This is a genomic window from Pseudomonas sp. LBUM1657, from assembly GCF_059716075.1.
In genome coordinates this window covers 353,602-374,101 of the sequence record NZ_CP166799.1, presented here as the reverse complement: position 1 = coordinate 374,101, position 20,500 = coordinate 353,602, and the positions used below count along the sequence as shown (strand labels likewise).

16 protein-coding genes are annotated in these 20,500 nt (G+C 60.0%); all 16 read right to left on the bottom strand.

Annotation, left to right across the window (positions count from 1 at the left end; genetic code table 11):
* Positions 1-86 precede the first annotated feature (86 nt).
* On the bottom strand, positions 87-2,657 hold the full coding sequence (mdoH, locus tag ACA055_RS01740; protein WP_497682090.1) for a glucans biosynthesis glucosyltransferase MdoH: 2,571 nt from the start codon (positions 2,655-2,657) through the stop codon (positions 87-89).
* Positions 2,650-4,470 carry a glucan biosynthesis protein G gene (locus ACA055_RS01735; RefSeq protein ID WP_497682089.1) on the bottom strand — a complete coding sequence of 607 codons (1,821 nt, stop codon included), beginning with the start codon at positions 4,468-4,470 and terminating at the stop codon, positions 2,650-2,652. Before ACA055_RS01735 ends, mdoH begins: the two co-directional genes overlap by 8 nt.
* A 320-nt stretch (positions 4,471-4,790) precedes the next feature.
* Positions 4,791-5,228, bottom strand: coding sequence for a D-aminoacyl-tRNA deacylase (dtd, locus tag ACA055_RS01730; protein ID WP_497682088.1), 438 nt, complete (start codon positions 5,226-5,228; stop codon positions 4,791-4,793).
* A complete protein-coding gene (gene pip, locus ACA055_RS01725) occupies positions 5,225-6,196 on the bottom strand; it encodes a prolyl aminopeptidase (RefSeq protein WP_497682087.1) in 972 nt (323 codons plus the stop codon). Before pip ends, dtd begins: the two co-directional genes overlap by 4 nt.
* Positions 6,197-6,300: 104 nt before the next feature.
* Positions 6,301-7,218 carry an alpha/beta hydrolase gene (locus tag ACA055_RS01720; RefSeq protein ID WP_497682086.1) on the bottom strand — a complete coding sequence of 306 codons (918 nt, stop codon included), beginning with the start codon at positions 7,216-7,218 and terminating at the stop codon, positions 6,301-6,303.
* A 179-nt stretch (positions 7,219-7,397) separates the two neighbouring features.
* A complete protein-coding gene (locus tag ACA055_RS01715; RefSeq protein ID WP_497682085.1) occupies positions 7,398-8,345 on the bottom strand; it encodes a choline ABC transporter substrate-binding protein in 948 nt (315 codons plus the stop codon).
* A gap of 252 nt (positions 8,346-8,597) precedes the next feature.
* On the bottom strand, positions 8,598-9,401 hold the full coding sequence (hutG, locus tag ACA055_RS01710; protein WP_497682084.1) for an N-formylglutamate deformylase: 804 nt from the start codon (positions 9,399-9,401) through the stop codon (positions 8,598-8,600).
* Between the two features lie 10 nt (positions 9,402-9,411).
* Positions 9,412-10,617 carry an imidazolonepropionase gene (gene hutI, locus ACA055_RS01705; RefSeq protein ID WP_497682083.1) on the bottom strand — a complete coding sequence of 402 codons (1,206 nt, stop codon included), beginning with the start codon at positions 10,615-10,617 and terminating at the stop codon, positions 9,412-9,414.
* Positions 10,618-10,717: 100 nt separating this feature from the next.
* On the bottom strand, positions 10,718-12,286 hold the full coding sequence (hutH, locus tag ACA055_RS01700) for a histidine ammonia-lyase (protein ID WP_497682082.1): 1,569 nt from the start codon (positions 12,284-12,286) through the stop codon (positions 10,718-10,720).
* 94 nt (positions 12,287-12,380) lie between these two features.
* The gene (hutH, locus tag ACA055_RS01695; RefSeq protein WP_497682081.1) at positions 12,381-13,904 is read right to left on the bottom strand and encodes a histidine ammonia-lyase; all 1,524 of its coding nucleotides are present in this window, start codon (positions 13,902-13,904) and stop codon (positions 12,381-12,383) included.
* A 150-nt stretch (positions 13,905-14,054) separates the two neighbouring features.
* Positions 14,055-14,885 carry a quaternary amine ABC transporter ATP-binding protein gene (locus ACA055_RS01690; protein WP_497682080.1) on the bottom strand — a complete coding sequence of 277 codons (831 nt, stop codon included), beginning with the start codon at positions 14,883-14,885 and terminating at the stop codon, positions 14,055-14,057.
* A complete protein-coding gene (locus ACA055_RS01685) occupies positions 14,882-15,733 on the bottom strand; it encodes an ABC transporter permease (RefSeq protein ID WP_109627516.1) in 852 nt (283 codons plus the stop codon). The genes ACA055_RS01690 and ACA055_RS01685 overlap by 4 nt, the downstream gene beginning before the upstream one ends.
* A 70-nt stretch (positions 15,734-15,803) precedes the next feature.
* Positions 15,804-16,772 (bottom strand): ABC transporter substrate-binding protein, encoded by a 969-nt coding sequence (locus tag ACA055_RS01680; protein WP_497682079.1) that lies wholly within the window; start codon positions 16,770-16,772, stop codon positions 15,804-15,806.
* Between the two features lie 238 nt (positions 16,773-17,010).
* Entirely contained in the window at positions 17,011-18,699 is a 1,689-nt protein-coding gene (gene hutU, locus ACA055_RS01675) for a urocanate hydratase (protein WP_033055312.1), read from the bottom strand.
* A 451-nt stretch (positions 18,700-19,150) separates the two neighbouring features.
* A complete protein-coding gene (locus tag ACA055_RS01670) occupies positions 19,151-19,720 on the bottom strand; it encodes a HutD/Ves family protein (RefSeq protein ID WP_497682078.1) in 570 nt (189 codons plus the stop codon).
* A gap of 9 nt (positions 19,721-19,729) precedes the next feature.
* The gene (gene hutC / locus ACA055_RS01665) at positions 19,730-20,440 is read right to left on the bottom strand and encodes a histidine utilization transcriptional repressor HutC (RefSeq protein ID WP_170948611.1); all 711 of its coding nucleotides are present in this window, start codon (positions 20,438-20,440) and stop codon (positions 19,730-19,732) included.
* Positions 20,441-20,500 lie beyond the last annotated feature (60 nt).

Sequence of the window (20,500 nt, the reverse complement as noted above, 5' to 3'; positions counted from 1 at the left end):
GCACTCGCTCGTTTGCACAAGGGGTTGGAGGATTTGAGCACAAGAAAAAGCCCCGCTTCCTTTCGAAAGCGGGGCTTTTCGGTTCATCACGCCAGCTGCGGCTGCACGCTCAGCGGTTTGAGCGGCAACAGCGGCGCATGGGGATCGGCCTTCACCGATTTACGCCACGCACCCAGCCACTCGATGTGACCTTCGTTCCAGATCTGCTCATGCAAACGACCCAATGCGACAGGGTCACTCAACAGGGCCACACGCTCATTGTTGGTCAGCCCTTCAGGCCCGACCTTCATTGCATGTCGAACCCGCTCGATCCGCAGCCATTCGATCGGCTCGGCCTCGCCGTGACGCGACGTCGCCAGCGAGCACGCCAAAGCGTTCTGTTGCGGATCGACCACCGACCGGATGAAACCGTCATTCAGCGCATGCCAACGGTTTTCATGGGTGTACTGGTCAGTCGCCAGCAACGCCTGTGGCGGATTGTATTCCTCAGGGATCAGGAACAGGCTCTCGTCACGGGACTTGAGACCCAGGCCGACACGGCTGGAAATCACCGACACCGGGATCGACAGCATCAACGAACCGACGATCGGCACCAGCCACCAGAGGAAGCTCGGGTTCAGCCAGATCACCAGCAAGGCCCAGAAGAAGCCCAGCAGAGTCTGCGGCCCGTGGCGTTTGACCGCCTCGCTCCATGGCGTGGAGTCATCATCACGTTGCGGCGAGTTCCAGGTCGCAGCCCAGCCGAGGAACGCGGCGAGCACGAAACGGGTGTGGAAAATCATCCGCACCGGCGCCAGCAGCATGGAGAACAGCATCTCCAGCAGCATCGACAGCGTTACCTTGAACTTGCCACCGAACTCTTTCGCGCCCTTGGCCCAGATCAGGATGATGCTCAGCAACTTCGGCAGGAACAGCAGCACGATGGTCGTCGAGAACAGCGCAATTGCCTTGTCCGGGTGCCATTGAGGCCACAACGGATAGAGCTGGCGCGGTTCAAGGAAGTATTGCGGTTCCATCAGTGTGTTGACCGCCAGCAGCGCTGTCGACAGCACGAGGAAGAAGAACCACAACGGCGCCGACAGGTAAGACATCACGCCGGTCAGGAACACCGCGCGGTGCACCGGGTGCATGCCCTTGACCAGGAACAGACGGAAGTTCATCAGGTTGCCGTGGCACCAGCGACGGTCACGCTTGAGTTCGTCCAGCAGGTTCGGCGGCAGTTCTTCGTAGCTGCCCGGCAAGTCATAGGCAATCCACACGCCCCAGCCGGCACGGCGCATCAGCGCAGCTTCAACGAAGTCGTGGGACAGGATCGCACCGGCGAACGCACCTTTACCGGGCAGCGGCGCCAGGGCGCAGTGCTCGATAAACGGCTTCATACGGATGATTGCGTTGTGGCCCCAGTAGTGGGATTCGCCCAACTGCCAGAAGTGCAGGCCGGCGGTGAACAGCGGACCGTACACACGGGTCGCGAACTGCTGCATGCGTGCATAGAGCGTATCCATGCCCGATGCGCGTGGCGCGGTCTGGATGATCCCGGCGTCCGGCGTGGCTTCCATCAAGCGCACCAGACTGGTCAGGCAGTCACCGCTCATCACCGAGTCAGCGTCGAGCACGACCATGTATTTGTAGTCACCACCCCAGCGACGGCAGAAGTCGTCGAGGTTGCCGCTTTTACGTTTTACGCGACGGCGACGGCGGCGATAGAAGATCTTGCCAAAGCCCTTGGCTTCGCGGCAGACGTCCAGCCAGGCCTGCTGCTCGGCGACGCAGATATCGGCGTCGTTACTGTCGCTGAGGACGAAAAAGTCGAAGCGATCCAGGTCACCCGTGGCCGCAACCGACTCGAAAGTCGCCCGCAGACCGGCGAATACCCGCGGCACGTCTTCGTTGCAGATCGGCATCACCAGTGCGGTGCGCGCATCCTTGGCGATCGGCTCGTTGCCGGCACTTTTACCGGAAATGCGGTATTTGTCGTGGCCGGTGAGCAACTCGAGGAAGCCCATCAGCGCGGTCCAGAAACCGGCCGAGACCCAGCAAAACAGAATCCCGAACAGAATCAGGATGCTGGTTTGCAGCGCATACGGCAGCACTTGCGTGACGGTTTGCAGGAATGGCTGATGCAGGACTTCGTTCAGGTCGACGAACGACCAACCCTGGTACGGCATGATGCCTTTCATGTACCAGCCGGCGACGATGGTCTGACCGAGCATCAATACCAGCAGAATGTAGCGGCGGATCGAACCGACGGTACGCCAGCGAGCCGCCGGCAGTACGTTCTCGTCTTTCGGCGGGGCCGGCGGATTGGTGCGACCGGTCAGACGACGCCATCCACGCACCAGAATGTTGGTGCGCCATGGCTCTGGCACGACCTTGGTCCGGCGGATCGGCGGGGTCGCCCGCAGGCAGACCCGGCCGCTGGCGTCCAGCGTCAGCATTTCGGCGTCGGCCAGTTCTTCGGCGGTGTTCAAAGTCAGGCGACGACCCACCGAGGCTTGAGCAGCCTCGGTCGGCGCGTCGAACGTCGAGGACGACAGGCGTTCGTGCAGTTCGCTGAAGGACTTGCAGCCCGCGAGTTCCGCGCGCTGCTCATCGGTCATCGGTAAATGCGCCAGATACTCTGAAAGCGTCTCTGGCTGTACTTGAGAATTACTCATCGGCAGGCAACTGGTAGCTCCAGGTCTCGGTCAGGACTTCTTCAGTCGGCGCCGATTCCGGTGTGGCTGGGGCCGCTTCGGCAGCGACTGGCTGCTTGGCGTCTTTGTTGTCCGTGTCCTTGGAGTCTGCAACTGGCTTGGCTTCGGCCTGTTTGACCTCTGCCAGTTTGTTTTCCTTGGCTTCCTTGTCCATCTTCTCTTGTTGCTTGGCGGCAACCTTGTCGGCCTTGACGACGGAAGAATTGGACGCTGGAACGGTCTTGGCCAAGTCGGCAGTCACAATGTTCTTGACCAGCGCGGCACGCATTTCGGTGGATTTACCCGGGTCCTTGATCTTCATGCGCAGGGTCAGGCGCCAGCCCTTGGTGTCAGGGTTGTAGCGCACGCTGTTCTCGACCAGTTCGGCATTCTCGCCAACGCTGACCTGGCTGCGAACATCCGTATCTTCCGGCAATGCCGCCAGGGACGGGCCTTCGAAGTCCACCAGATAGGCGACGCTGCCGTCCGGCTGACGAATCAGGTTGGACTGCTTGACGTCACCCGTGGAACGCAGGGTCTGCTTGACCCAAGCGCTGTCCGGCGCGTGAAGCGCGGCTTCGTCGATGGTCCAGTGCATGCGGTAGCCGAATTCCATCGGCTGGCCGGGCTCAGGCAGTTTTTCCGGGCTCCAGAAGGCAACGATGTTGTCGTTGGTTTCGTCGGCGGTTGGAATTTCGACCAGGTCTACAGAACCCTTGCCCCAATCGCCTTTTGGCTCGATCCAGGCACTCGGGCGCTTGTCGTAGCGGTCGTCGAGGTCTTCGTAGTGGCTGAAGTCGCGACCACGTTGCAGCAAACCGAAACCACGCGGGTTCTCGATCGAGAAGTTGCTCACGGCCAAATGTTTCGGATTGTTCAGTGGGCGCCAGATCCACTCGCCGTTGCCGGCATGGATCGACAGACCGCTAGAGTCATGCAGTTCGCGGCGGTAGTTCAGCACTTTCGACGGCTGGTTGGCGCCGAACAGGAACATGCTGGTCAGCGGCGCAACGCCAAGCTTGGTGACCTTGTCACGCAGGAACATCTTGGCTTTGACGTCGACAACGGTGTCACTGCCCGGACGCAGGGTCAGGCGATACGCACCGGTGGCGCGTGGCGAATCCAGCAGGGCGAAGATCACCAGGTGCTTGTCGCCCGGTTTTGGCTGTTGAATCCAGAACTCGGTGAAACGCGGGAACTCTTCACCGGATGGCAAGGCGGTATCGATGGCCATGCCGCGAGCGGACAAGCCATAGGTGTGACCCTTGCCGACCACGCGGAAATAGCTCGCGCCGAGCATGGTCATGATTTCGTCTTGCTTGTCAGCCTTGTTGACCGGGTACAGCACACGGAAGCCGGCATAACCCAGCTGTTCGGTGGCTTTAGGATCGAACTTCACATCGCCAAAATCAAAACGACTGGAGTCGTATTTGATCTCTTCGACGGTGTTAGCCGTGATTTCGTTGATTTTCACCGGCGTATCGAAATGCATACCTTGGTGATAGAACGACAGCTTGAACGGGGTTTTCTGATCGGCCCATTCGGCTTTTTCGGTGCGGAAGCGAATTTTTTGATAGTCCGCGAATTTCATTTCGCGGAATTCGTTCGGCAGGTTACTGCGCGGGGCTTCGTATTTCTGCCCGGCCAGCTCTTTTGCCTTGACCGATACATCATCCAGACTGAATGCCCAAATCTGTCCGGCGCTGAGCAGGCAAAGCAGAGCAGAGCCCGCTACCAGAGCGCTTCGGAACCGTTTGGCAGTCAATTTTGGTGCATTACAGGGACTAACAATCACGAGCAACCCTCGCCGAAAACAGATCAAAAAACCAACGGCCAGTTAAAGTGCCTGTGAGGTATGCGGCATGAAAAACCGACCCAACAGACCACTCTTGCCAAGTTGGCGAGCATTGTTCCGACTCCGCAGGGGTCAAATGATTCCCCAAACGGTCCAGGACAAGTCTCTACCTAAGTCAAAATGGACCAACGAACGCTGATCCCCGTAGCGCGCGATTATCTAGTAGGCCGCGTTACAACGCATCAGGGGTAACAAAGTATTTATCGCGAAAAACCCCTGTTTTCAGTCGAAAAGAGCTTAAAAAGATGTTTCAAGCGCTTTCAGGCCTGTAACAGGAAGGTGACCGGGCCATCGTTGACCAGGTGCACCTGCATATCCGCGCCGAATCTACCTGATGCCACAGTGCCATGCACCTGTTTTGCCTTGCCTAATAGATAGTCGAAAAGCTCCTCGCCCAGGGCTGGGGGGGCAGCGGTCGAAAAACTCGGGCGCAACCCGTTTTTTGTGTCGGCAGCCAGGGTGAACTGAGAGACCAGCAGCAACCCACCACCGACATCCGCCAGGGAAAGATTCATCTTGCCCTCGGCGTCACTGAACACTCGATAGTTAAGCAGTTTATGCAGAAGTTTGTCGGCGCTGGCCCGCGTATCCTCAGGCTCGACCGCCACCAGTACCAACAAACCCTGATCAACTGCGCCTACCACCTCCCCCGCTACCTCGACTCGCGCGCCACGCACGCGTTGCAACAGGCCCTTCATGCTTCTTCAGGCGCCAGATCGAGCAGACGGTGGGCCATCAGATCGGCGGCACGAACCAGTGCATCGGTAATGCCCGGTTCGGACGCGGCATGACCGGCGTCACGGATGACCTGCAGTTCACTGTTCGGCCAGTTCTGATGCAATTCCCAGGCGTTATCCAGCGGGCAAATCACATCGTAGCGACCATGGACGATCACACCAGGCAAATGCGCGATCTTGCCCATGTCGCGAATCAACTGGTTCGGTTCAAGGAACGCATTATTGGTGAAGTAGTGACATTCGATGCGGGCGATAGACAACGCGCGCTGAGGCTCGGAGAAGCGATCGACCACCAACGGGTTCGGGCGCAGCGTTGCGGTCCGGCCTTCCCAGGTGGACCAGGCCTTGGCCGCGTGCATCTGGGCGATCTGATCGTTGCCGATCAGGCGCTTGTGGAAGGCTGTGAGCAAGTCGTCGCGCTCGTCCAGCGGGATTGGCGCGATGTAGTCCTGCCAGTAATCGGGGAACAGACGGCTCGCGCCGTTCTGATAGAACCACTCGATTTCCTGCGGGCGGCAGAGAAAAATCCCGCGAAGGATCAGACCGTGCACACGCTCCGGATGTGTTTGCGCGTAGGCCAGGGCCAGGGTCGAACCCCAGGAGCCGCCGAACAACACCCACTTGTCGATGCCCAGGTGTTTGCGAATCCGCTCAAGGTCGGCGACCAGATCCCAGGTGGTGTTGTTTTCAAGGCTGGCGTGGGGCGTGGAGCGACCGCAACCGCGCTGGTCGAAAGTCACAATGCGATACAGGTTTGGATCGAAATACCGGCGGCTCTGGGCATCACACCCGGCGCCGGGGCCGCCGTGAATAAACACCACCGGCAAGCCTTCCGGTGAACCGCTTTCGTCGACATACAGCGTGTGAGTTTTATCGACGGCCAGATCGTGCCGGGCGTGAGGTTTGATCTGCGGGTACAAAGTCTGCATTGCGCGCTCCGTAAGGGGTCGAGGTCATCCCTGGGGGGACTTCTATTATTCTGCCGTCCGGCATCATAAACCCGAATTACGCCAATGAGCATGCCCTTGCAGAGTCAGAGTTTTGCCGCCAGAAATCCGAGCAGGGTTTCATAGAGCGCATCGACCTCGGCGACCTGCCCCCGCGCCCGCAAACAGCCGTGAACCAGTCCCTCGCCGTAGTACAGCGTAGCGGCGACGCCGGCGGCATTCAGTCGCTCAGCGTAGAACACGCCGTCATCACGCAACGGGTCGAATTGCGCCACGGCGATCAAGGCCGGCGGCAGCCCGCTGAAATCCTGCGCTAGCAAAGGCATGGCGTAGGCGCCCGGCTGTCGGATACCGCGCAAATACAACGCGTGATAGCAGTCCAGGTCGCTGCTGCTGAGCAACGGGGCGTCGCTGCATTCGCTGCGCGACGGTAACCGATGATCGCCCCCCAGGCCGGGATAGATAAGGACCTGCGCAGCCGGCAAGGGCTCGCCCGCGTCGCGCAATGCCAGACACAGCGCGGCGGCAAGATTGCCGCCGGCACTGTCGCCGGCCACCAGCGTTCGCGCGGGGTCGAGCCGAAACGGCCCCGTGCGTAGCGCTCGCCAGACTTTCAGGCAGTCATCAAATGCCGCCGGAAACGGATGTTCCGGCGCCAACCGGTAATCGACGGCGATCACCAGCACGCCGAGCGTCGACGCCAGTTCGGCGCAGATGAAATCGTGGGAGTCCAGATCCCCCACCACCCACCCGCCGCCGTGCAGATACACGATGCACGGGCAACCGTCGGTCGGCGGTGAAACCGGCGGTTGATAAGAGCGCACCAGCACGCCGGCCAATTCGAAATCAACCACGTAAAGCCCGTCAGGACGCGGCGGGGTGAACGCCCTGCACATCTCGCTGTAAGCCTGACGCAAACCGGTGAGGCTGGGGTCGGTGCTGTTGAAGCTGACGGTTTTCTCGACGAAAGCCGCCATCTGCGCGGAAAGCGGATAAGTAACCATGAGCCTGCGCCAACCTCTTCAGAGTTTATTGATGCGTGAGGAGTACCTATCAGGACTTAACAACCTTGTGGGGGCGGGCTTGCTCACGAAGGCGGTGTACCAGGCGATATTTGATGTCGACTGAATCACCCTTTTCGCGAGCAAGCCCGCTCCCACAGGTCCCGCACACGGACGGAGTGTCAGTTTTTCAAACTGGCCTGAACGGTTGCCACGCCATCCTTGCCATCAAAACTGCTGACACCGGCAAGCCAGCGTTGCAGATCTTCCGGATGGTCGCGCAGCCATTGTCTGGCAACGTCCTGAGGCGTCTTGCGCTCCATGATCGGCACCATCAACTGGCTTTCCTGGGACGCGGTGAAGGTCAGGTTTTCCAGCAGACGATTCACGTTCGGGCAGCGCTGGGCGTAATCCGGGGAGGTGACGGTGGAGACGGTAGCTGCCCCTTCATTCGGTCCGTAGAGGTCTTCGCTGCCCGTCAGGTAGGCAATTTTCATATTGATGTTCATCGGATGCGGAGTCCAACCGACGAACACCACGAACTCCTTGCGATTCACCGCCCGTTGTACGGCGGCGAGCATGCCGGCCTCACCGGACTCGATTAACTTGAAGTCCTTTAAGCCAAAGCGATTGGTCTCGATCATGGACTTGATGGTGGTATTGGCGCCGCTGCCCGGCTCGATGCCGTAGATCTTGCCGCCCAGTTGATCCTTGAATCTGGCGATATCGGCAAAGGTTTTCAGGCCTGCCGCGGCAACGTAGTCAGGTACGGCGAGGGTTGCCTGGGCGTCGGCCAGGCTCGGCTTGTCCATGACCTTGACCTGATTGGCGGCGAGGAACGGTGCGATGTTCTTGTCCATCGCCGGTTTCCAGTAACCGAGGTAGATGTCCAGGCGCTTGTCGCGAATGCCGGCAAAGATGATTTGCTGGACGGCGCTGGTCTGCTTGCTTTCATAGCCAAGGCCGTTGAGCAGCACATCGGCCATGCCACTGGTGGCGATCACATCGGTCCAGTTGACCACGCCCATGCGCACGGCCTTGCAGGAAGCGTCATCACTGGCCAGGACGCTGGTGCTCAGAAGAGCCGTGCCGCAGAGGATTGAGAGACAGCGGGTGAACAGTCTTTTCATAAGGAAGGTCTCGGCGGCAGCGGATTATTGTGGGGCCGGTGTCTTTGTGCACCGTGGCCCAAACATTACGCAGCAGACGAGCGGTAAAAGCGACCTGAGGCGACCGAGATTTGCACGGTGGCGACTGTTCTGTCCCGCTATCAAGCCGAAGGTATGATCTGTGGGAGCGGGCTTGCTCGCGAAGAGGGCGTGTCAGTCGAAATCAATGTTGACCGACCCACCGCTTTCGCGGGCAAGCCCGCTCCCACGGGGTTAGGCGTTGTAGTGCTTTTCGCCCCAGGCCAACAAGCCTTGCAACAACTCCTTCAACACCACCTGGGTCGGCGCCGCCAGATCCGGTCGATAACGGAATGGCGCGAACTCTTCCATGTAGGTGCACTGGCCCAACTCCAGTTGTACGGCATGAATGTTCTCGGCCGGATTGCCGTAATGCCGGGTGATGTGGCCGCCCTTGAAACGACCGTTCAGCACATGGCTGTAATTGTCGTGGCGCGCGCAAATGGCCTCCAGCTGACTGGCCAACTGTGGATCGCAACTGGCGCCGTTGAAGGTGCCGAGGTTGAAGTCCGGCAGTTTGCCGTCGAACAGGTGCGGGATCACGGTACGGATCGAGTGCGCATCGAACAACAGCGCATAGCCGAACTCGGCTTTCAATCGCGCCAGCTCGTTCTGCAAGGTGCTGTGATAGGGCGTCCAGACGTGCTCAAGATACGTCGCCCGTTCCGCCGCCGACGGCTCCATTCCTTCGCGGAACAATGGAATACCGTCGAACAGCGTCGCCGGGTACAGACCGGTGGTGGCGCCGACATACAACGGCTTGTCGTCGGAGGGCCGGTTCAGGTCGATCACAAACCGCGAATACTCGGCGGCCAGGGTGCTGGCGCCCAGTTCGGCGGCGAATTCGTATAGCTGCGGAATGTGCCAGTCGGTGTCCGGCAGGCTTTTCGCGTCGGGAATCAACCCGGCTTCGACCGCCGGGGTCAGACGCAGACCGGCGTGGGGCATGCTGATCAGCAGCGGCACGCGGCCTTGTTTGAAGTTCAGAACCTTATCCACAACTGTTCTCCTAAACGCTTGTTTCGACGCCGTGACGCACGACGCGTTTTTCCAGATCACCGCCCAGCCAGTACGACAGGTCGGCCGGACGATCGATTTGCCAGGCGACGAAATCCGCCACCTTGCCGACTTCCAGCGAACCGTGAGTCTCGGACATGCCCAGCGCGGTGGCAGCATGAATCGTTGCACCGGCCAAGGCTTCTTCCGGGGTCATGCGGAAACAGGTGCACGCCATATTGAGCATCAAGCGCAGCGACAACGCCGGTGAGGTGCCTGGGTTGAGGTCGCTGGCGATGGCGATTTTCACGCCGTGTTTGCGCAGGGCATCCATCGGCGGCAACTGGGTTTCCCGCAGGAAGTAGAAGGCGCCGGGCAGCAACACCGCGACGGTGCCGGACTCGGCCATCGCGATGGCGTCGTCTTCGGTCATGAATTCCAGGTGATCGGCCGACAGTGCATGGTAACGCGCCGCCAGACTCGAACCGTGCAGGGACGATAATTGTTCGGCGTGCAGCTTCACCGGCAAGCCGAGTGCCTGTGCGGTGATGAACACCCGCTCGACCTGCGCCGGCGAAAACGCCAGGTATTCGCAGAACGCGTCTACCGCATCCACCAGCCCTTCGGCGGCCAGGGCCGGAAGCATTTCGGCGCAAATGTGGTCGATGTAGTCGTCGGCGCGATCCGCATATTCCGGCGGTAAGGCGTGGGCGGCCAGGCAAGTGCTGCGAACGCTGATTGGCAGTTCGGCGCCGAGACGGCGGATCACCCGCAGGATTTTGCGTTCGCTGGCCAAATCCAGACCGTAACCGGACTTCATCTCGACCGTGGTCACGCCGTCGCACATCAAGCTTTTCAGGCGCTTGGCGGCACTGGCGAACAGCTCGTCTTCGGTTGCCGCGCGAGTGGCGCGCACGGTGCTGGCGATACCGCCACCGGCTGCCGCGATTTGCGCGTAGCTCACACCTTGAAGGCGCTGTTCGAATTCACCGCTGCGGTTACCGCCGAACACCGTGTGGGTGTGGCAGTCGATCAGGCCCGGGGTGACCCAGGCCCCTTTCAAATCATTGACGGCCGGGTACTCGCCCGATGGCAGTTCAGCGCGTGGGCCGATCCACTCAATGTGCGCACCGGACGTCACGATGGCCGCATCCTCGATGATCGAGTAGACGCCTTGCGCCATGGTTGCGACGTGGCAGTGTTGCCAGAGAGTTTTCATCCCGAGTTCCTCGTCTTGTTCAAAATCGATTCGCGGGCAAGCCCGCTCCCACAGGTTCAGCGCAGTCCTTGTGGGAGCGGGATTGCTCGCGAAGGGTCCATCACAGGCTAGGCAGCAACTTCACCGAAACCAGCTCATTCAGGCAACGAGTCGCCAGCAACTCAGTCGCCGCATTGATGTCCGGCGCAAAGAAGCGATCTTTCTCATAAAACGGCACTTCTGCACGCAGAATCCCGCGAGCCATCTCAAGCTTCGGCGAGGTCTTCAAGCCTTCACGCAAATCCAGCCCCTGGCACGCAGCCAACCATTCCACCGCGAGAACACCGCGAGTGTTTTCCGCCATTTCCCATAGACGCTTGCCGGCTGCCGGGGCCATGGACACGTGGTCTTCCTGGTTCGCGGAAGTCGGCAGGCTGTCCACCGAATGCGGATGGGACAACGCCTTGTTCTCGCTGGCCAGTGCCGCCGCAGTCACTTGGGCGATCATGAAGCCGGAGTTCACGCCACCATTTGCCACCAGGAACGGCGGCAGTTGCGACATGTGCTTGTCCATCATCAGCGAGATACGACGCTCGCTCAGGGAGCCGATTTCAGCGATGGCCAGGGCCATGTTGTCGGCGGCCATGGCCACCGGTTCGGCGTGGAAGTTACCGCCGGAAATCACGTCGCCTTCAGCAGCGAACACCAGCGGGTTGTCGGAAACGGCGTTGGCTTCGACCGCGAGCACTTCGGCAGCCTGGCGGAACTGGGTCAGGCAGGCGCCCATGACTTGCGGCTGGCAGCGCAGGGAGTACGGGTCCTGAACCTTTTCGCAATTCTCGTGCGAATCGGACACTTCGCTGCGCTCGCCCAGCAGATCGCGGTAAGCGGCAGCGGCGTCGATCTGGCCTTTCTGACCACGAGCCGCATGGATGCGTGCGTCGAACGGCGAGCGCGAGCCCAGTACCGCTTCAACGGTCAAGGCACCCAGCGCTACGGCACCGGCGAACAGGTCTTCACCTTCGAACAGTCCGCGCAGGGCGTAAGCAGTGGAAACCTGAGTGCCGTTGAGCAACGCCAGGCCTTCTTTCGCGGCGAGGGTCAGCGGGGTCAGACCGGCAACTTTCAGCGCTTCGGTCGCTTCCATCCATTCGCCTTTGTAGCGAGCCTTGCCTTCGCCCAGCAGCACCAGCGACATGTGGGCCAATGGCGCCAAATCACCGGAGGCACCGACCGAACCTTTCAATGGAATGTGCGGGTAAACCTCGGCGTTGATCAGCGCAATCAGCGCGTCGATCACCACGCGACGAATGCCGGAGAAACCACGGCTCAGGCTGTTGACCTTGAGTACCATGACCAGCCGCACGAGCGCGTCGCTGATTGGCTCGCCAACACCGGCGGCGTGGGACAGCACCAGCGAGCGCTGCAGGTTTTCCAGGTCTTCGCTGGCGATGCGGGTCGAGGCCAGCAGGCCGAAACCGGTGTTGATGCCGTAAGCGGTACGGTTTTCGGCGAGGATCTGTTCCACGCAGGCGACGCTGGCTTCGATTTGCGCCGAAGCACTTTCGTCGAGGGTGATTTTGACCGGCTGCTGATAGATATCACGCAGTTGGGCAAGGCTCAGTTGGCCGGGAATCAAATTAAGCGCAGTCACATTTATTCTCCTTTTGAGAGTTTTCTTCTTTTTCATGAAGAGTACTAACCAGACGCTCCGGAGATGTCCGTTGTCCGTCGCTTCCCGCCTTGTGGGGGGCTGGCGCCTTGGCACGCTGGCTTTTTTTGAATCAGTCGAGAGTAGGTAAAACTTTGTGCAGTAAATTCGAATCTTTCAACACGCCAGCAGCGGCGGCGATGTCCGGTGCCAGCCAGCGGTCCTGATCGTAAGCAGGGACGCGCTCGCGCAGCACACGCCAGGCAGCATCAGTGCCGGCGCCGAAGCGTTGTTCTTTGAGGAACTCAAATGCCTGAGCCGCCAGCAGATACTCGATGGCGAGGATCTGAGTGCAGTTTTCCAACGCGCGATGCAGCTTCAGCGCAGCGTTGGTGCCCATGCTCAGGTGATCTTCCTGCAGGCCCGAAGTGACGTAGTTGTCGAGCACCGCCGGTTGCGCCAACTGACGGTTTTCCGCACACAGCGAAGCGGCGACGTACTGGACGATCATCATCCCGGAATTCACTCCCGGATTGGCCACCAGAAACGCCGGCAGACCGCTGACGTGCGGGTTGATCAGGCGGTCCAGGCGACGTTCGGCGATGGCGCCGATTTCTGCCATGGCGATGGCCAGCAAATCCGCCGCCAATGCCACGGACTGACCGTGCGGGTTGGCCTGGGACATGACGCGGAAGTTGTCCGGCGTGCCCAGCAGCAACGGGTTGTCGGTGCAGCCGTTGAGTTCGGTTTCGATCTGTTTTGTCGCATGTTCAAGTTGATCGCGCGCGGCGCCATGCACCTGCGGAATTGAACGGATGCTCAACGCATCCTGAGTACGAATGCCTTTGCTGCTGGCGATCACTTCGCTGCCGTCGAGCAACGCTCGCAGGTTGATACCGACCTGCTGCATGCCTGGGTGCGGCTTGAGCGCGATGATCTCGGCGTCGAACGCTGCGATCTGACCGCGTTGCGCTTCGAAGCTCATGGCGCCGATCACATCAGCCCATTGCACCAGGCGCGTGGCATCGGCAATGGCCAGGCAGCTCAGACCGCTCATGCACGGCGTACCGTTGACCAAGCACAAACCGTCTTTTGCGCCGAGCTGAACCGGTTGCAGACCTTCTTCCGCCAGCGCCTGTTGCGCGGACACGATCTGCCCGCGATAGCTGACATTGCCGACACCCAGCAAGGCGATACCGACGTGGGCCATGTGGGTCAGGTAACCCACCGAACCTTGTGACGGCACTTGCGGGGTGATGCCGCGATTGAGCAGCGCCAGCAGGGCTTCGACCACCCGACGGTGAATGCCGGATTTGCCCTGGCTGTAATTGCGGATGGCTGCACACATGATCGCGCGGGTCTGCTCGTCGGCCAGGGGAGCGCCAACGCCACAGGCGTGACTGAGCAAGGTATTACGCGACAGTTGGCTGAGTTGTTCATCCTTGAGCGAAACGTTGCACAACGCACCCAGGCCGGTGTTGACGCCATAGGCGCGTTCGCCGCTGGTGACGATGCGCTGGACGATTGCCTGAGCATTCTCGATCCGCGCCCAGACCTGCGCCGACAGTTCAAGTTGCGCGCCGTGACGAGCGACCGCGACCACATCCTGCCAACGCAACGGGGCGTCGGCGATAACGATTTTTTCAGCCTGGGACATCTTCAACCTCGTGCGTACAACCTTAATGTTGATGCAGCTTCACTGACGCCTTCGCGAGCAAGCCCGCTCCCACATTGGATTTCCAGTGCACACAAATCCTGTGGGAGCGGGCTTGCCCGCGAAGAGGCCGGCCCAGCCACCACAAATTGCTCAGACCACAGCAGCCCGCCGCTGAACAAACCGATCCACATACTCATCCGCTGGCGAATGCAGGATCTCCCGTGGCGTACCCACCTGAATCAGGCGGCCATCCTTGAGGATCGCGATGCGGTTGCCGATGCGCACGGCCTCGTCGAGGTCGTGGGTGATAAAGACGATGGTCTTGTGCAGGGTCTTTTGCAGTTCCAGCAACTGGTCCTGCATTTCCGCCCGGATCAGTGGGTCGAGGGCGCTGAAGGCTTCGTCCATCAGGATGATGTCGGTGTCCGCCGCCAAGGCACGGGCAAGGCCCACACGCTGACGCATGCCGCCCGACAGCTGATGCGGGTATTTGTTTTCGTAGCCCTTGAGGCCGACGGTGTTGATCCAGTGCAGCGCACGTTCGGTGCACATTTGCTTGCTCTCGCCGCGCACTTTCAGACCGTAGGCAACGTTATCCACGACAGTCTTGTGCGGCAGCAGGCCGAAGCTCTGGAACACCATGCTGATCTTGTGCCGGCGAAATTCGCGCAGGGCTTCCATGTCGTATTGCAGGATGTCCACGCCGTCCACCAGGATCGCACCGCTGGTCGGGTCGATCAGGCGATTGAAGTGGCGCACCAGAGTGGATTTGCCGGAACCCGACAGGCCCATGATCACGAAGATCTCGCCGGTGCCGATGCTTAACGACAAATCGTTCACGCCGACCACGCAGCCGGTTTCAGACAGGACCTGATCCTTGGTTTTGCCCTGACCAATCATGGCCAGCGCGTCCTTGGAACGGTTGCCGAAAATCTTGAAGACGTTTTTGACTTCAATCTTGCTGATGGCTTCGTTGTTCATTTGCTCACCTCATGCCGTGGCCGACCATACGCCTGAGTAATGCGGTCGATGACCACTGCCAGAATCACGATCGCCAGACCGGCTTCCAGGCCGCGTCCGACGTTGAGGGTCTGAATCCCCACCAACACGTCTTCGCCCAAGCCACGGGCACCGATCATCGAGGCGATTACCACCATCGACAGGGCCATCATGGTGGTCTGGTTGATCCCGGCCATGATGCTCGGCAGGGCCAGCGGCAGTTGCACGCCGAACAGTTGCTGCCAACGGTTGGCACCGAAAGCGTTGATCGCTTCCATCACTTCACCATCGACCTGGCGGATGCCCAGATCGGTCAGGCGGATCAACGGCGGCGCGGCGTAAATCACCGTGGCGAAAATCGCCGGGACCTTGCCCAGGCCGAACAGCATCAGCACCGGAATCAGGTACACGAAACTCGGCATGGTCTGCATGATGTCCAGCAGCGGCATCAGCACCGAACGCAGGCGATTGCTGCGTGCCGAGAGAATGCCCAGCGGAATGCCGATCAGCACCGAAATGACCGTCGCTACCATCATCAGCGCCAGGGTCTGCATCAGCTTGTCCCAGAGGCCGACCGCCCCCACCAGGAACAGCAAGCCAACGATGACTGAGGTGGTGACGACTTTGCGGGTCGCGTGCCAGGCAACGCCCGCCACAATCGCCAGCATCAGCCACCAGGGCGCCGCACGCAGCAGCCCTTCGAGATTGACGATGGCCCACAACAGGGTGTCGGAGATGTGCCGGAACACGTCGCCGTAGTTGGTGACCAGCGAATCGACCCAACTGTTGACCCAGTCGGCGATGGAAAAGGTAAAGCTTTCGGGAAACATAAGAGACTCTCAATCAAGGGGTTGCGATCAAGCACCCGACTGCCATTCATGGCAGTCGGAGAGGCTCAACCTACAAGGCCGCGTCGATCTTTTTGGCTGCGTCTTCGCTCACCCATGCGTGCCAGACTTCAGGATGTTCCTTGAGGAAGATTTTCGCCAGTTTTGGTGACTCGATCCGCTCTTTGGCCATACGCCCGAGGTTCTGATTCAGCAGGTCGATCGGCAGGTTGACCTTTTCCAGCACGGCCACCAGTTCCGGGGCTTGCTCGTGGAAGGTCTTGGACAGGCCGACCTTGATGGTCACGCTCTTGTCCACGCCTGGCTTCTCTTCGAGTTTGACCAGGTCAACCTGACCCATCAGCGGCGTTGGCGACCAGTAGTAGAACAGGATCGGCTCGCCACGCTTGTAGCTCGACAGCACCGCGGCATCCAGCGCCGGGCCGGTGCCTGGGCGGAAGTTGGTGTAGGTGCTTTCCAGGCCGTAGCTCTTGAGCATTTCGCTGTTGTCCAGCTCACAGGTCCAGCCGGCCGGGCAGTTATAGAAACGGCCCTTGGACGGCTCTTCCTGGTCCTTGAACACGGAAGCGTATTTGCTCAGGTCGGCGATCGCTTTCAGGTCCGGGGCTTTGGGCTCCAGCTTGCGCTTGGCGTCGCCTTCGATCACGTAGCGCGGCACGTACCAGCCTTCGACAGCACCCACGACAGGCGCGCCGACACCGACGACCTTGCCGGCCTTCTCAGCCTTGTTCCAGACTTCGCTGCGGCCGACCCACTCTTCGGCAAACACTTGAATGTCGTTACTGCTCAGGGCGTTTTCCATGGTGATGGAGTTGCCTGGCAGGCTGTCGACCTTGCAGTCGTAACCTTTCTCCAGCACGACTTGCATCACGTCGGTCAGCAGCATGCCGCTTTCCCAGTTCAGGCCGGCGAACTTCACCGGTTTGCCCGACTCGCACCAACCCGCCGCCTGAGTGGCGCCGGCGCTGGCCAGCAGGCCCATGGAAAGCAATGTGGTCAGCAGGGTCTTGTTCGATTTCATTGTGTGACGCTCCTAATCATGAATTGGCTTACGGCAGTCAAGAGGCATCCAGCCCTGTCCACGTCCAGTCGGGCTTTACACCGCAGCAGCGCGGCTTGCCCCACTCAGCTTTTGTTCAGTGATCGCGTCCTGCTCGACCGGCAGGATCCAACGGTCTGGTATTGCGCGATGCCACTGCCTGGCCAGTGAGAGCGAGCTTGCTCGCTCTCACATAAAAGCAGCTCCCACAGGTTTGTCGTTACTTGCCGGTAATCATCGGCAGGTTCAGACCTTGTTCCTTGGCGCAGTCGATCGCGATCTGATAACCCGCATCGGCGTGACGCATGACACCGGTCGCCGGGTCGTTGTGCAGGACGCGAGCGATACGCTCGGCCGCTTCGTCAGTACCGTCGCAGACAATCACCATGCCCGAGTGCTGGGAGAAGCCCATGCCGACACCGCCGCCGTGGTGCAGGGAAACCCAGGTCGCACCGCTCGCAGTGTTGAGCAGAGCGTTGAGCAGTGGCCAGTCGGACACGGCATCGGAACCGTCCTGCATGGATTCGGTTTCGCGGTTCGGGCTGGCGACCGAACCGGAATCCAGGTGGTCGCGGCCGATCACGATCGGCGCCGACAGCTCACCGCTGCGTACCATTTCGTTGAACGCCAGACCGAGCTTGGCGCGCAGGCCCAGGCCAACCCAGCAGATACGAGCCGGCAGACCCTGGAAGCTGATGCGCTCGCGGGCCATGTCCAGCCAGTTGTGCAGGTGGGCGTCGTCCGGGATCAGCTCTTTTACTTTGGCGTCGGTTTTGTAGATGTCTTCAGCGTTACCCGACAGCGCAGCCCAACGGAATGGACCGATACCGCGGCAGAACAGCGGACGGATGTAAGCCGGTACGAAGCCTGGGAAGTCGAATGCGTTTTCCACGCCTTCTTCTTGGGCCATCTGACGGATGTTGTTGCCGTAGTCGAAGGTCGGAATGCCCATTTTCTGGAACTCCAACATCGCTTTTACGTGTACAGCCATCGATTGCTTGGCAGCTTTGACGACAGCGGCTGGCTCGGTCTTGGCGCGAGCGCGGTACTCTTCCCAAGTCCAGCCGGCCGGCAGGTAACCGTTGAGCGGGTCGTGGGCGCTGGTCTGGTCGGTGACCATGTCCGGGCGTACCCCGCGCTTGACCAGTTCCGGCAGAATTTCAGCCGCGTTGCCGAGCAGGGCGATGGAAATCGCTTTGCCTTCCTTGGTGTATTTAGCGATGCGGGCCAGCGCGTCGTCGAGGTCGGTGGCTTGCTCATCGACATAACGGCTATTCAAACGGAAATCGATACTGACCTGCTGGCATTCGATGTTCAGAGAGCATGCACCGGCAAGGGTCGCGGCCAGTGGCTGAGCGCCGCCCATGCCGCCGAGGCCTGCGGTCAGGACCCAACGACCTTTCAGGTCATCGTTGTAGTGTTGGCGACCGGCTTCGACGAACGTTTCGTAAGTGCCTTGAACGATGCCCTGGCTACCGATGTAGATCCAGCTGCCAGCGGTCATCTGGCCGTACATGGCCAAGCCTTTGGCGTCGAGTTCGTTGAAGTGTTCCCAGCTCGCCCAGTGCGGTACCAGGTTGGAGTTGGCGATCAGCACGCGCGGGGCGTTGCTGTGGGTCTTGAACACGCCGACCGGCTTGCCGGATTGCACCAGCAGGGTCTCGTCGTCATTCAGGTTGGTCAGGCTTTCGACGATCTTGTCGTAGCATTCCCAGTTACGCGCAGCACGACCGATACCACCGTAAACCACCAGTTCTTTAGGGTTCTCGGCGACTTCCGGGTCGAGGTTGTTCATCAACATGCGCAGCGGCGCTTCGGTCAGCCAGCTCTTGGCGGTCAGCTTGTTACCGCGGGCAGCGCGGATTTCGACGTTACGATACTTCGTAGGTTTCTGGGTATTGTCAGTCACGAAAAAGACTCCTCAGCGATCAATCCAAACCAACCCTGGCGGTGGGCAAGCCAGCCTGTGCGCATCGTTGCGCCACAAGCGAATCAGTGGACGTTGCGAGGAGTCTCAGTCGACTCATACGCATACGTCTTTACTTGTACATACAAGCATATGCAATCAAGCGGCCAACTTGTTGGATGGGCGTTCAAGAAAAGTTATGGAACGGCTGGAAGGTGCCTGGATCAAGGCTTCTAGCGAAGATGAAATTTTTCGGAGGGGTTTTTGCGCAAGGGCGATGTTTGTTACTTGAGCATGGTTTTGCGCCACGCTGGGGCGTTCGGTAACAAGTTGGTGCGCTTTCGGGAACGGATTTGCGGTGACGAAAAGCATCGCGGGCAAGCCCGCTCCCACAGGTCCGATGAAGATCCTGTGGGAGCGGGCTTGCCCGCGATAAAGTCGATTGAGTTTCGGATCAGCGTGCAGTCAGCTCGATCACGCAGCAGGCGCCACTGCTGGAGACTTCCAGCAACTTGGTGTTACCGACAAGTTGCAGGCAATCATGGCGACCCAATTGTGAAGCGCTGTTACCGACCTTCACTTCAAGCGTTTCACTGACACTGAATACCAGCACAGTCCCAGCCTCGCTGAAAAACCGCTGCTCGCCAGCCAGCCACTGTAACCGTGCGCTGTAACGCTGCGGCGCATAAATCAGGTTGAAATCGCGAATCGGGCCGCCGAGCAATGTGCAGGAAACCTGGCTCTCACCACTGAAGGCAAATGGGTCCAGCGGTAACAATGGCCAAGTGTCTTGACCATCAACCCGCAACGTCATGCCGTCGCCTTGCAACACAGTAATGATCCGCTCGTAACCGGCGAACGTGGAGAACCCGCCCGATTCGCCGATATCGGCAATCGACAAACGCCAGCCGAAGCCCTCAAGGCCAGTGCCGGCATCGCGGGTGATTTCTTCGGTGCTGCCGCCGCCGTTTTTCCACGGCATGCGCGGGTAATCTTTTGCGCGTAGAACCTTCATTTCACTCATTTATGCTCTCTATTTATGGAACCGACCTTCCAGACGATGACGGGAACCTGGATGGATCAAACGAGCGGCGGTGACCGGCTGACGGCCGGACCAGGTGCGGCGACGAATCAGCAGGCACGGCTCGCCTTTTTCAATCTGCAGCAATTTGCATTCGGAGGGCTCGGCCAGAATCGCCTCGACCACGTGCTCGCCTTCGGTCAACGGCGCGACCTGATTCAGATAGGCGTAGGGCGTTTGCAGGGTGAAGTCCTGCTTCAAGTATTCCGGCGCCACCAGTGCGTTGACGAAACGGTCTTCGATTTGCACCGGAATATCGTTTTCGAAATGCACGATCAGCGAGTGGAAAACCTTCTGGCCTTCGCGCATGTCCAGTGCCAGGGCGCGTTCGGAACCGGCGGCCTCTTCTTCAAGGGTGATCACCTTGCAGGTGTGGCGATGGCCGCGGGAGGCGATTTCGTCGGCGATGTTGTGCACTTCAAACAGTGCCGACTGGCTTTTCGGCTCGGCGACGAACGTGCCGACGCCTTGCATGCGCACCAGCAGACCGTCGGCGGTCATCTCGCGCAGGGCACGGTTGATGGTCATGCGGCTGAACCCCAGCTGGCTGACCAGCTCGCTTTCCGACGGAACGCGGTAGTGCGGCGGCCAGTTTCCACTGTCGATTTGCTGGGTGATCATCTGTTTGACGCGGGCGTACAAGGGCGCCGGACTGTCGCCCATGTGTGCGGCCAACGGGGAGACTGCAGGCGGAGTCGGCACGGTTAATCCTTGATCGTCTGT

What these genes read in the sequence shown, in the direction of transcription:
- mdoH (WP_497682090.1), bottom strand. Translation starts at nt 2,657, where the DNA reads ATGAGTAATTCTCAAGTACAGCCAGAGACGCTTTCAGAGTATCTGGCG.
- dtd (WP_497682088.1), bottom strand. Translation starts at nt 5,228, where the DNA reads ATGAAGGGCCTGTTGCAACGCGTGCGTGGCGCGCGAGTCGAGGTAGCG.
- pip (WP_497682087.1), bottom strand. Translation starts at nt 6,196, where the DNA reads ATGCAGACTTTGTACCCGCAGATCAAACCTCACGCCCGGCACGATCTG.
- ACA055_RS01720 (WP_497682086.1), bottom strand. Translation starts at nt 7,218, where the DNA reads ATGGTTACTTATCCGCTTTCCGCGCAGATGGCGGCTTTCGTCGAGAAA.
- ACA055_RS01715 (WP_497682085.1), bottom strand. Translation starts at nt 8,345, where the DNA reads ATGAAAAGACTGTTCACCCGCTGTCTCTCAATCCTCTGCGGCACGGCT.
- hutI (WP_497682083.1), bottom strand. Translation starts at nt 10,617, where the DNA reads ATGAAAACTCTCTGGCAACACTGCCACGTCGCAACCATGGCGCAAGGC.
- hutH (WP_497682082.1), bottom strand. Translation starts at nt 12,286, where the DNA reads ATGAAAAAGAAGAAAACTCTCAAAAGGAGAATAAATGTGACTGCGCTT.
- hutH (WP_497682081.1), bottom strand. Translation starts at nt 13,904, where the DNA reads ATGTCCCAGGCTGAAAAAATCGTTATCGCCGACGCCCCGTTGCGTTGG.
- ACA055_RS01690 (WP_497682080.1), bottom strand. Translation starts at nt 14,885, where the DNA reads ATGAACAACGAAGCCATCAGCAAGATTGAAGTCAAAAACGTCTTCAAG.
- ACA055_RS01685 (WP_109627516.1), bottom strand. Translation starts at nt 15,733, where the DNA reads ATGTTTCCCGAAAGCTTTACCTTTTCCATCGCCGACTGGGTCAACAGT.
- ACA055_RS01680 (WP_497682079.1), bottom strand. Translation starts at nt 16,772, where the DNA reads ATGAAATCGAACAAGACCCTGCTGACCACATTGCTTTCCATGGGCCTG.
- ACA055_RS01670 (WP_497682078.1), bottom strand. Translation starts at nt 19,720, where the DNA reads ATGAGTGAAATGAAGGTTCTACGCGCAAAAGATTACCCGCGCATGCCG.
- hutC (WP_170948611.1), bottom strand. Translation starts at nt 20,440, where the DNA reads ATGGGCGACAGTCCGGCGCCCTTGTACGCCCGCGTCAAACAGATGATC.